Annotated in this window: 6 protein-coding genes; 4 read left to right on the top strand and 2 right to left on the bottom strand. The window is 60.9% G+C overall.

Annotated features, from left to right (window positions below; translation table 11 throughout):
• Positions 1-81: 81 nt before the first annotated feature.
• Positions 82-828 carry an SDR family oxidoreductase gene (locus tag RS887_RS24015; RefSeq protein ID WP_057397634.1) on the top strand — a complete coding sequence of 249 codons (747 nt, stop codon included), beginning with the start codon at positions 82-84 and terminating at the stop codon, positions 826-828.
• Positions 829-978: 150 nt separating this feature from the next.
• Here RS887_RS24015 and mapR read toward each other — a convergent pair whose 3' ends face one another.
• Positions 979-2388 (bottom strand): GntR family transcriptional regulator MpaR, encoded by a 1410-nt coding sequence (gene mapR, locus RS887_RS24020; protein ID WP_322617344.1) that lies wholly within the window; start codon positions 2386-2388, stop codon positions 979-981.
• 156 nt (positions 2389-2544) lie between these two features.
• The gene (ccoG, locus tag RS887_RS24025; RefSeq protein ID WP_322617345.1) at positions 2545-3957 is read right to left on the bottom strand and encodes a cytochrome c oxidase accessory protein CcoG; all 1413 of its coding nucleotides are present in this window, start codon (positions 3955-3957) and stop codon (positions 2545-2547) included.
• 532 nt (positions 3958-4489) lie between these two features.
• Between ccoG and RS887_RS24030 the strand changes: the two genes are divergently transcribed.
• From RS887_RS24030 to glgB, 3 genes are all read left to right on the top strand, one after another.
• Complete coding sequence (locus RS887_RS24030) at positions 4490-6484, top strand: alpha-1,4-glucan--maltose-1-phosphate maltosyltransferase (protein ID WP_322617346.1); 1995 nt, start codon at positions 4490-4492, stop codon at positions 6482-6484.
• A 194-nt stretch (positions 6485-6678) separates the two neighbouring features.
• Positions 6679-10020: a maltose alpha-D-glucosyltransferase gene (treS, locus tag RS887_RS24035; RefSeq protein ID WP_322617347.1), complete on the top strand. Its 3342-nt coding sequence runs from the start codon at positions 6679-6681 to the stop codon at positions 10018-10020.
• 2 nt (positions 10021-10022) lie between these two features.
• Positions 10023-12254 (top strand): 1,4-alpha-glucan branching protein GlgB, encoded by a 2232-nt coding sequence (gene glgB, locus RS887_RS24040; RefSeq protein ID WP_322617348.1) that lies wholly within the window; start codon positions 10023-10025, stop codon positions 12252-12254.
• Positions 12255-12289 lie beyond the last annotated feature (35 nt).

Below are 12289 nucleotides of genomic sequence, written 5' to 3' on the forward strand. Positions count from 1 at the left end.
GATGGGTAGCCATGCAAAAACCGCCAATGGCGGTTATTCTTGCCCCGACCGCTTAAGCTTTGAATTGGGGGGAAAGCTCGCATGGACAAAGTCATTGTCATCACCGGCGGCAGCCGCGGCATTGGTGCCGCCACCGCCCTGTTGGCCGCCGCGCAGGGCTATCGGATCTGCATCAACTACCAGGCTGACGAACAGGCTGCACTCGGCGTGCTGGAGCAAGTCCGCGCCCTCGGTGCGCAAGCCATTGCAGTACGGGCCGACGTCAGCATCGAAGACGAAGTCATCGCGCTGTTCAATCGGGTAGACAGCGAACTGGGCCGGGTCACCGCGCTGGTGAACAACGCCGGTACCGTCGGGCAAAAGTCCCGGGTCGACGAGATGTCCGAGTTCCGCATTCTCAAAATCATGAAAACCAACGTCCTGGCGCCGATCCTCTGCGCCAAGCACGCGATCCTGCGCATGTCGCCCAAACACGGCGGGCAGGGCGGCAGCATCGTCAACGTGTCCTCGGTGGCCGCGCGTTTGGGCTCGCCCAACGAGTATGTCGACTACGCCGCCTCCAAAGGCGCGCTGGACACCTTCACCATCGGCCTGTCCAAGGAAGTGGCAGGCGAGGGTATTCGCGTCAACGCCGTGCGCCCCGGCTACATCCATACCGATTTCCATGCCTTGAGTGGTGACCCGGATCGGGTCAGCAAACTGGAATCGGCGATTCCGATGGCGCGGGGCGGGCGTCCGGATGAAGTGGCGGAGGCGATTGTGTGGTTGCTGTCGGACAAGGCGTCTTATGCGACGGGGACGTTTGTTGATCTGGGTGGTGGGCGTTGATCTGAGGTTTGCGTTGTCAGTGCTGACCTCTTCGCGGGCAAGCCCGCTCCCACAAGGAATCTCCGGTGCTCACAGACTTTGCGTACACCAAGGAACCCTGTGGGAGCGGGCTTGCCCGCGAAGGCAATAGAACCTAGCAATAGCAGCCTATCAGAACGACCGCACAATCCGCCCCAACGTCTCCATCGCCTTCTCCGCCGCCTCATCCCACGGGCTCCCATAATTCAACCGAATACAATTCCTGAACCGCTGCGTCGGGGAGAAAATCGGCCCCGGTGCAATGCTGATGCCTTGTGCCAGTGCCATCTGAAACAACTTCAGCGAATCCATCTGCTCCGGCAATTCCAGCCATAAAAAGTACCCGCCCGCCGGTTGGCTGACCCGTGTCTGTGCCGGGAAATACCGGGCGATGGCGGCGAGCATGGCGCTTTGCTGGTCTTCCAGCGCGTGACGCAGTTTGCGCAAGTGCCGGTCGTAGCCGCCGTGTTGCAGGTAATCGGCGATAGCTGCCTGGGCGGGCATCGAGGCGCACAGCGAGGTCATGAGTTTCAGCCGTTCGATTTTCTGCGCATAGCGCCCGGCGGCGACCCAGCCGATGCGGTAACCAGGGGCCAGGCTCTTGGCGAACGAGCCGCAGTGCATCACCAGGCCTTCGGTATCAAACGCCTTGGCAGGTTTCGGTGCTTGCTGGCCGTAATACAGCTCGGCGTAGACATCGTCCTCGATCAGCGGCACTTGATGGCGGCGCAATAGCTCCACCAACGCCTGTTTTTTTGCCTCGGGCAGGGTCGCGCCCATGGGGTTCTGGAAGCTGGTCATGCACCAGCAGGCCTTGATCGGATAGCGCTCCAGGGTTTGTTCGAGTACGCCAAGGTCGATGCCATCGCGCGGGTGTACAGGGATTTCCACGGCTTTGAGTTTCAGCCGTTCGAGCACTTGCAGGCAGGCATAGAACGCCGGGGCTTCGATGGCCACCAGATCGCCAGGCTCCGTCACCGCTTGCAGGCACAGGTTGAGGGCTTCCAGCGCGCCGTTGGTGATCAGTAGTTCTTCCATGGGCAGCATCAGCCCGCCGACCATGTAGCGCAGGGCGATTTGCCGACGCAGCTGCGGGTTGCCGGGCGACATGTCGGTGACGACCATGCGCGGGTCCATTTCGCGGCTGGCGCTGGCCAGGGAGCGGGACAAGCGCTGCAGGGGAAACAGTGTCGGGCTGGGGAACGCCGAGCCGAAGGGCACGGTGTTCGGGTCCTTGATCGAGTCGAGTACCGAGAACACCAGTCCGCTGACGTCGACTTCGGTGGACTCGTTGACCTGATTGCTGATCACCGGCTCTGAAAACGGCCGTGGCGCATGGGCATTGACGAAGTAGCCGGAGCGCGGACGGGCGCGGATCAATCCACGACGTTCCAGCAAGTAGTAGGCCTGGAACACCGTCGACGGGCTGACGCCGTAGGTCTGGCTGGCGTAGCGTACCGACGGCACACGCTGGCCCGGGCCGAGGACGCCGGTGCGGATCAGTTCTGCGATATCGTCGGCGAATTTTTCGTAGCGTTTCATCGGTAGCCCGGATTGGTGTCATTCAGAAAAAACGAGGTGACTTCTTCGCGAGCAAGTCGAATCGTCGCACCGCCGCTCCCACATTGGATCTCCAGTGTTCACAAATCTAATGTGGGAGCGGGTTTGCTCGCGAATGGCGCACCGCAGTCTAAAGCCTTAACGATTCATCGGTGCAACAAACCGGCTCTTCGCCACGCTGTAGACGCCAGGCTCATCGCTGTCGACCACCTTGAAACCGAGGCTCTGCGAACTGCTGGCCGGACGCTCCGTGAGCATCACCACCGACACGGGCACATCGACGATCTCGCCCGGGGCCAGACTCAAGCCGGTCTTGCCCTGCAACTCGAAACCGTTGGCATCGACCAGTTGCAATTGATAGTCCTGACGCTGCTGGGTCTTGTTGATCACCTTCAGACTGTAGATGTTTTCGATCTGCCCCTGGCTGTTCTCGCGGAACAGGCCCCGGTCCTTGCTGACATCGAGCGAGACCATCGGCCGTTCCATCAGCGCCACCACCAGCGCGGCGATCATCACCAGCAGTACGGCGGTGTAGCCGATCAGGCGTGGGCGCAGCAGGTGTGTCTTACCGCCCTGCAACTGGTGCTCGGAGGTATAGCTGATCAATCCGCGGGCGTAGCCCATTTTGTCCATGATCGAATCACAGGCGTCGATGCAGGCGGCGCAACCGATGCACTCCATCTGCAAGCCGTCACGGATGTCGATGCCGGTGGGGCAGACCTGTACGCAGAGCTGGCAATCGATGCAGTCGCCCAGGCCGACTTCGGCGGGTTTGACCTCGCGTTTGCGCGGGCCACGGTTTTCGCCTCGGACCACATCGTAGGAAATGGTCAGGGTGTCCTTGTCGAACATCACGCTCTGGAACCGCGCATAGGGGCACATGTGCATGCACACCGCTTCACGCAGCCACCCGGCATTGATGTACGTGGCGCCGGTAAAGAACAGCACCCAGAACAGGCTGACGCCGCTCATTTGAAAGGTCAGCAGCTCTTCGGCCAACGGCCGGATCGGCGTGAAGTAGCCGACGAAGGTCAGGCCGGTCAGCAGGCTGATGGCCAGCCACAAGGTGTGCTTGGCCGCGCGACGTATCAGTTTGTTCAGGCCCCAGGGCGCGGCTTGCAACTTGATCCGCTGGTTGCGTTCGCCTTCGGTGATCTTCTCGCACCACATGAAGATCCACGTCCACGAACTTTGCGGGCAGGTGTAGCCGCACCAGACCCGGCCCGCGAACACGGTGATCGCAAACAGACCGAACGCGGCAATGATCAGCAGCGCCGACAGCAGGATGAAATCCTGCGGCCAGAAGGTCGCACCGAAGATATGGAACTTGCTTTCGGAAAGATCCCAGAGCACCGCCTGGCGACCGCCCCAGTTCAGCCACACGGTGCCGAAGAACAGCAGAAACAGAAAACCCGCGCCGCTGATGCGCAGGTTGCGAAACAGCCCGGTGAAGCTGCGGGTGTGGATCAGGTTGTCGCTGGTTTTGGCCTTCATCTTTGGACGCGAAGGCTCGAATGTTTCTACGGTTCGGACGGGGATTCTCTCGCTCATGGTCTTTCGCTCATCAGCCTCCATCAGGCATGAGCACTATGAGTGCTGATCTGTTTGCATAACAGACTCAGGTATTGCATTAAAAAGCGGATCAGATGGTGATGATTGCACTACCTGCGACAACTTGAAGCACTCGTCGCACAAAGGTGCAAACGCCTATGCAAAACAGCTGAGATGGGTGTTGATCAACGTCAATCAAATCACCGAATCACTGTCGGTGGCTTTCAAGTGCCGGCGTCACGGCCGGGCCGGGCAGGGAGGTGACGGCGGTGTTCAGTATGTTGTTGGCGTTGGGGCAGCCGGGAATGGATTGTTCATTGTTCAAACCTCCGGTGGCACATGGCGTGAGTCGTGCTTAAGTAGGTGGACTGGTTGGATGATCGCTGCGCGATAGGTTTTATTCCGGAAATTGCAGATGAACTTTCACGGTGGCTGTCGCTCGGAACCTAAGTGAGTGAATCCCGAGGCGGATGGCCCGCCGGGATGGCGAACTGACACAAGCGCGTCCATGGGGCGTAAGGAGAGAGGCTCGATGACGGCTGAAAAACCGACTGAGTTGAGCTACAACCCGCACATGCCGCTGTCGCAGGCGCTGTTGCTGCCGCGTATCGTCATGGAAAACATCATGCCGACCCTTGAAGGCGGGCAGTTCGCCGTCAAGGCCGTGGTGGGGCAGGACGTGGTGGTGACGGCCAAGGTCTTCGCCGACGGGCATGACAAGCTGGCGGTTCGCGTGCGCTGGCGGGCCGACGACGAGGACGTCTGGCAAAGCGCTGTCATGCTCGACCTGGGCAACAACGGTTGGCAAGGGCAGTTCCGGGTCGACAGCCAGGGTCGTTATCTGTTCTGCATCGAAGCCTGGATCGATCAGTTCGCCAGTTTTCGCCATGAGCTGGAAAAGAAACATGCAGCTGCCGTTCCGGTAAGCCTGGAACTGCAGGAAGGGCGGATTCATGTGCAACAAGCCGCCGAACGCAGCGAAGGGCAGCTCAGTGAACAATTGGCGGCCTTGCACCATGAACTGTCAGGACTGCTCGAAACCGAGCAGATCGCACTGTTTTTGCACCAGCGTAGCGCCGACCTCATGGCCCGCGTCCAACACCGTGCGTACTTGAGCCTGAGCCCGGAGTACCCGGTGGATGTGGAACGCGAACTGGCGCAGTTCGCCAGTTGGTATGAGTTGTTCCCGCGTTCGATCACCGACGATCCTGTGCGCCATGGCACGTTCAATGACGTGCATTCACGGCTGGCGATGATCCAGGACATGGGTTTCGATGTGCTGTATTTCCCGCCGATCCATCCGATCGGGCGCAGCTACCGCAAGGGCCCGAACAACGCCCTGACGGCGGGGCCCGATGATCCGGGCAGCCCTTATGCGATCGGCAGCGAGGAGGGCGGGCACGAGGCGATTCACTCGCAGCTGGGTACCCGCGACGACTTCCGGCGACTGGTAGCGGCCGCCGCGGCCCATGGCCTGGAAATCGCCCTCGATTTCGCCATCCAGTGTTCCCAGGACCATCCGTGGCTCAAGCAACACCCTGGCTGGTTCAACTGGCGGCCGGACGGCACGATCAAATACGCGGAGAACCCGCCGAAGAAGTACCAGGACATCGTCAACGTCGACTTCTATACCCCCGAGGCGATTCCGAGCCTGTGGTTGGAGTTGCGCGATATCGTGGTGGGCTGGGTCGAGGAGGGCGTGAAGATCTTCCGCGTCGATAACCCGCACACCAAGCCGTTGCCGTTCTGGCAATGGTTGATCGCCGATGTACGGGCGTTGTACCCCGAGGTGATCTTCCTCGCCGAAGCCTTTACCACCCCGGCAATGATGGCGCGTCTGGGCAAGGTCGGTTACTCCCAGAGCTACACCTATTTCACCTGGCGCAACACCAAGGCCGAACTGGCGAGCTACTTCAGCGAACTCAACGAGTCGCCTTGGCGCGAGTGCTACCGGCCGAATTTTTTCGTCAATACACCGGACATCAACCCGGCGTTCCTCCACGAATCCGGGCGTCCCGGGTTCCTCATTCGCGCCGTGCTGGCGACCATGGGCTCGGGCCTGTGGGGCATGTATTCGGGTTTCGAGCTGTGCGAGTCGGCGCCGGTGCCGGGCAAGGAGGAGTACCTCGACTCCGAGAAGTACGAAATCCGCCCCAGGGACTTCAATGCACCGGGCAACATCATTGCCGAGATCGCCCAGCTCAACCGCATTCGCCGACAGAACCCGGCGTTGCACACGCATCTGGGCCTGAAGGTCTACAACGCCTGGAACGACAACATTCTGTATTTCGGTAAGCGCAGCACCGACGGCAGCAACTTTATTCTGGTGGCGGTCAGTCTCGATCCGCACAACGTGCAGGAGGCGAACTTCGAGTTGCCGTTATGGGAATTGGGCCTGCCCGACGATGCCAGCACCCAGGGCGAAGACTTGATGAATGGCCATCGCTGGACCTGGCACGGCAAGTACCAGTTCATGCGGATCGACCCGGCGTTCCAGCCGTTCGGGATCTGGCGCATTACTGCCTAGACGCTGAACCTGTGGGAGCGAGCTTGCTCCGGGCGGCGATCCGACGATGACGTCAGCACATCCAACATCAATGTGTCAGACAGTTCGCCATCGTCGGATCGCCGCCCGGGCAAGCTCGCTCCCACAGGTAAGTCATTGCACTCGAGGCAGGCGAACGGCCCCAGCGGCCTTATCGAACTCACCAGGAGTTTCAAATGGCGAAGAAACCCAAGGCAGCCACGTTCATCAATGACCCGCTCTGGTACAAGGACGCGGTGATCTATCAAGTTCACGTCAAATCGTATTTCGACTCCAACAACGACGGGATCGGCGACTTTCCCGGCCTCATCGCCAAGCTCGACTACATCGCCGACCTGGGCGTGAACACCATCTGGCTGTTGCCGTTCTACCCCTCGCCACGGCGCGATGACGGTTATGACATCGCTGAGTACCGCGGCGTACACAGTGACTACGGCACCATGGCCGATGCCAGGCGCTTCATTGCCGAGGCGCACAAGCGCGGCCTGCGGGTGATCACCGAGCTGGTCATCAACCACACCTCCGACCAGCACCCGTGGTTCCAGCGCGCACGCAAGGCCAAGCCCGGTTCGGCAGCGCGGGACTTCTACGTGTGGTCCGATGACGATCAGAAATACGACGGCACCCGTATCATTTTCCTCGACACCGAAAAGTCCAACTGGACCTGGGACCCGGTCGCCGGCCAATACTTCTGGCACCGTTTCTATTCCCACCAGCCGGACCTGAATTTCGATAACCCGCAAGTCATGAAAGCGGTGCTGTCGGTGATGCGCTACTGGCTCGACATGGGCATCGACGGCTTGCGTCTGGACGCGATTCCCTACCTGATCGAACGCGACGGCACCAACAACGAGAACCTGCCGGAAACCCATGACGTCCTGAAAAGGATCCGTGCGGAAATCGACGCCAACTACCCCGACCGCATGCTGTTGGCCGAGGCCAATCAGTGGCCGGAAGACACCCGGTTGTACTTTGGCGACACCGATAAAAAAGGCCTGAACGGCGACGAATGCCACATGGCCTTTCACTTCCCGCTGATGCCGCGCATGTACATGGCGCTGGCCCAGGAGGATCGCTTCCCGATCACCGATATTCTGCGCCAGACTCCGGAAATTCCCGCCAACTGCCAATGGGCAATTTTCCTGCGCAATCACGATGAGCTGACCCTGGAAATGGTCACCGACAAGGAGCGCGACTACCTGTGGAATTACTATGCCGCCGACCGTCGCGCGCGGATCAATCTGGGGATTCGTCGCCGTCTGGCGCCATTGGTGGAGCGCGACCGCCGTCGGGTCGAGCTGCTCAACAGCCTGCTGCTGTCCATGCCCGGCACGCCGACCCTGTATTACGGCGACGAAATCGGCATGGGCGACAACATCTACCTCGGCGACCGCGATGGTGTGCGCACGCCGATGCAATGGTCCATCGACCGCAACGGCGGTTTCTCCCGCGCCGACCCGGCCAGCCTGGTGCTGCCGCCGATCATGGACCCGCAATATGGCTACCTGTCGGTCAACGTCGAAACCCAGGCCGGCGACCCGCATTCGCTGTTGAACTGGACCCGACGCCTGCTCGCCGTGCGCAAGCAATCCAAGGCCTTCGGGCGCGGTACGTTGAAGATGCTGTCGCCCAGCAACCGGCGGATTCTGGCCTACACCCGTGAGTACACCGGGGTGGACGGCAAGCACGAAGTCATTCTGTGCGTGGCCAACGTGTCGCGCAGTGCCCAGGCCGCCGAGCTGGATTTGTCGGCCTACGTCGGCATGGTGCCGGTGGAAATGCTCGGTGGTAACGCGTTCCCGCCCATCGGCCAGCTGAATTTCCTCCTGACGCTGGCGCCTTACGGCTTTTACTGGTTCGGCCTCGCCGCGGAAAACCAGATGCCGAGCTGGCACGTGGAGCCCGCACAAAGCCTGCCGGACTTCACTACGCTGGTGCTGCAAAAACGCATGGAAGAACTGCTCGAAGCACCATCGAGGACCACGCTGGAGCAAAGCATCCTGCCCAATTGGTTGCAGAACCGCCGCTGGTTTGCCGGCAAGGACGCCGACATCGAACAGGTCGATCTGGTGTATGGCGTGCGGTTCGGCGATCCGCAGCATCCGGTGCTGTTCAGTGAGATCAATGTCACCAGCGCAGGCCAGAGCAGCCGCTACCAGTTGCCGTTCGGCTTTATCCCGGAAGACCAGGTTGGTACGCCGCTACCGCAGCAATTGGCGTTGTCGCGGGTACGGCGCGGGCGCCAGGTCGGTCTGATCACCGATGCCTTCAGCCTGGAAACTTTTGTGCATGCCGTATTGCAGGGCATTCAGGCCGGCACAGTGTTGGCTTCCAGCGATGGCGACATCCGCTTCGAGTCCACCGCGGAGCTTGAAAAACTCGGCCTCAATGCCGAGTCGCCGGTGCGCTACCTGTCCGCCGAACAGTCCAACAGCTCAGTGGTGATCGGTAACAGCCTGGTGTTGAAGTTGATCCGCAAGGTCGCCTCCGGGGTGCATCCTGAACTGGAGATGAGCGCTTACCTGACGCAAGCCGGGTTCGGCAATATTTCGCCATTGCTGGGTGCCGTGGTGCGTCGGGATGCAGCGGGTCAAGACAACTTGCTGATGATTGCCCAAGGCTATCTGAGTAATCAGGGTGACGCCTGGGAGTGGACCCAGAACAACCTCGAACGGGCGCTTCGCGATGAGCTGGCCGACGCCGTGTCCGAGCAGGAGCAACATTACAACGCGCTCGGCGAACTGAAAGATTTCGCCGCTATGCTCGGCCAGCGCCTGGGGGAAATGCATCAGGTACTGGCAGCGCCGGGTACCCATCCGGACTTCTTGCCGCAGGTCACCACGCAGAAGGAAGCGACGGCCTCGGCCAAGGATGTCGCGGCGCAAGTCGAGCACGCGCTGAACGTGCTCAAGCAACATGAAAATCAACTGAATACGGCAGACCAGATCCTGGTCAGCCGTTTGCTGGACAACAAAAAAGCCATTCTTGGTCATGTGCAAGCGTTGGGCAAAAAGACTGCAGGCGGCTTGCGCATTCGGGTGCACGGCGACCTGCATTTGGGGCAGGTGCTGGTGGTCAAGGGCGATGCCTATCTGATCGACTTTGAAGGTGAACCGGCACGGCCGTTGCAGGAACGACGGGGCAAACACAGCCCGTACAAGGATGTCAGCGGCGTGCTGCGTTCCTTCGACTATGCGGCGGCGATGGCGATCAACGTGCAGGGCGTCGACAACACGGCCGCAGCCGCTGCCGCGCGTTCGCGGGTCACCGAGCGCTACCTGAGCGAGGCGCGGCAAGCATTTGTCGACGCTTATCGGCTGGCGGCAGCTAGTCTTGCCCATGCATGGCAAGATCCCGAAGGCGAGGACGCCGCGCTGGCGTTGTTCGGCCTGGAGAAGGCGGCGTATGAAGTGGCCTATGAGGCGGAAAATCGCCCCACCTGGCTTCCCGTGCCGTTGCACGGTTTATATGGATTATTGAGTGGGCTTAAACCCTTTTCCGATCTTGGTGGAGAGTAGTCATGAGTGTCTCGAACAAGGAACAGGGTCATCACAAAGAAGCGCTACTGCCCAGCGCACGGGATATCGATGCATTGGTGCGCGCCGAGCATATCGATCCTTTCGCCATTCTCGGCCCCCACGGTGATGGCGCCGGCGGGCAGTTCATTCGCGCTTATCTGCCGGGCGCCCTGAGTGTAGAAGTGCTTGCCAGGGACTCGGGCAAGGAGCTTGGAAAGCTTGAGGCCACTGAGACGCCGGGGTTGTTTGTCGGGCATTTCGACCGTGTGCAAGGGTATTTGCTGCGCACCCGTTGGGCCGGCGGAGAGCAAACGGCCGAAGACCCTTACAGCTTTGGCCCATTGCTGGGCGAAATGGATTTGTACCTGTTTGCCGAAGGCAATCACCGTGACCTCAGCGCGTGCCTGGGCGCACAACTCAAGACCGTGGACGGCGTCGATGGTGTGCGCTTCGCCGTGTGGGCACCGAATGCCCGGCGAGTGTCGGTGGTCGGGGATTTCAACGTCTGGGACGGGCGCCGGCATCCGATGCGCCTGCGTCATCCCACCGGTGTCTGGGAGTTGTTCATTCCGCGCCTGCAAGCGGGCGACGCCTACAAATACGAGATTCTCGGTGCCCACGGCATTCTGCCGTTGAAGGCTGATCCCATGGCGCTGGCCACCAGCCTGCCTCCGGACACCGCTTCGAAAGTCGCTTCCCCCTTGAAAGTCGACTGGCAGGATCAGGACTGGATGATGGGCCGGGGCGATCGTCAGCGGGTGACGGCGCCATTGTCGATCTACGAATTGCACGCCGGCTCGTGGCAATGCGAGCTGGACGACCTCGGCGAAGTGGCTCGCCAGTACACCTGGCCGGAACTCACCGAGCGGTTGATTCCCTATGTGAAAGACCTGGGCTTCACCCACATCGAACTGATGCCGATCATGGAGCACCCGTTCGGCGGTTCGTGGGGTTATCAGTTGCTGTCGCAATTCGCGCCGAGTGCGCGATATGGCACGCCGGACGAGTTCGCCGCGTTCGTCAACGCCTGCCATGTGGCCGGGCTCGGGGTGATTCTCGACTGGGTGCCGGCGCATTTCCCCACCGATACCCATGGCCTGGCCCAGTTCGACGGCACGGCGCTGTATGAGTACGGCAACCCGCAGGAGGGCTTCCACCAGGATTGGGACACACTGATCTACAACCTGGGGCGCACCGAAGTGCACGGCTACATGCTGGCGTCGGCGCTGCACTGGCTCAAGCATTTCCATGTCGACGGCCTGCGGGTCGATGCGGTGGCCTCGATGCTGTACCGCGACTACTCGCGCAAGGCCGGCGAATGGGTGCCGAACCGCCATGGCGGCCGGGAGAACCTCGAAGCCATCGACTTCCTGCGCCACCTCAACGACGTGGTGGCCCTGGAAGCGCCCGGTGCACTGGTGATCGCCGAAGAATCCACCGCATGGCCGGGCGTCAGCCAGGGCACGCAACAGGGCGGTCTGGGTTTTGCCTACAAATGGAACATGGGCTGGATGCACGATTCGCTGCACTACATTCAGCAAGACCCGGTCTACCGCGCCCATCACCACAACGAGCTGAGTTTCGGCCTGGTGTACGCCTGGTCCGAGCGCTTCATCCTGCCGATTTCCCACGACGAAGTGGTGCACGGCAAACACTCGCTGATCGACAAGATGCCCGGCGACCGCTGGCAGAAATTCGCCAACCTGCGGGCCTACCTGAGTTTCATGTGGGCGCATCCGGGCAAGAAGCTGCTGTTCATGGGCTGCGAGTTCGGCCAGTGGCGCGAGTGGAACCACGACCAACAACTGGACTGGTACCTTTTGCAATACTCTGAGCACAAGGGCGTGCAGAAACTGGTGGCCGACCTCAACCACCTGTACCGCGAAGAGCCGGCGTTGCACGAGCAGGACGATGTGCCGCAGGGGTTCCAATGGCTGATCGGCGATGACGCGATCAACAGCGTTTATGCATGGCTGCGCTGGAGCAAGGACGGCAAGCCACTGTTGGTGGTGGCCAACTTTACCCCGGTGCCACGTGAGGCATATCGCGTCGGGGTACCGTTTGCCGGGCAGTGGAACGAGGTGCTCAACAGCGATTCGTCGATCTATGCCGGCTCCAACTACGGCAACAGTGGCGGGGCGGTTGCCGAAGACGCACCGAGCCATGGGCAGGCGTTGTCGTTGGTGCTGAATTTACCGCCGTTGGCGGTGTTGATGTTAAGGCCGGAGATATAACGTATTTGCAGGTGCCTTCCTGAGTTGGCTTTGTA

The organism is Pseudomonas sp. BIC9C, from assembly GCF_034541995.1.
GTDB classification, from domain to species: domain Bacteria; phylum Pseudomonadota; class Gammaproteobacteria; order Pseudomonadales; family Pseudomonadaceae; genus Aquipseudomonas; species Aquipseudomonas fluorescens_CC.

Coding starts and splice junctions, on each gene's coding strand:
- RS887_RS24015 (WP_057397634.1), top strand. CDS start 82: ATGGACAAAGTCATTGTCATCACCGGCGGCAGCCGCGGCATTGGTGCC.
- mapR (WP_322617344.1), bottom strand. CDS start 2,388: ATGAAACGCTACGAAAAATTCGCCGACGATATCGCAGAACTGATCCGC.
- ccoG (WP_322617345.1), bottom strand. CDS start 3,957: ATGAGCGAGAGAATCCCCGTCCGAACCGTAGAAACATTCGAGCCTTCG.
- RS887_RS24030 (WP_322617346.1), top strand. CDS start 4,490: ATGACGGCTGAAAAACCGACTGAGTTGAGCTACAACCCGCACATGCCG.
- treS (WP_322617347.1), top strand. CDS start 6,679: ATGGCGAAGAAACCCAAGGCAGCCACGTTCATCAATGACCCGCTCTGG.
- glgB (WP_322617348.1), top strand. CDS start 10,023: ATGAGTGTCTCGAACAAGGAACAGGGTCATCACAAAGAAGCGCTACTG.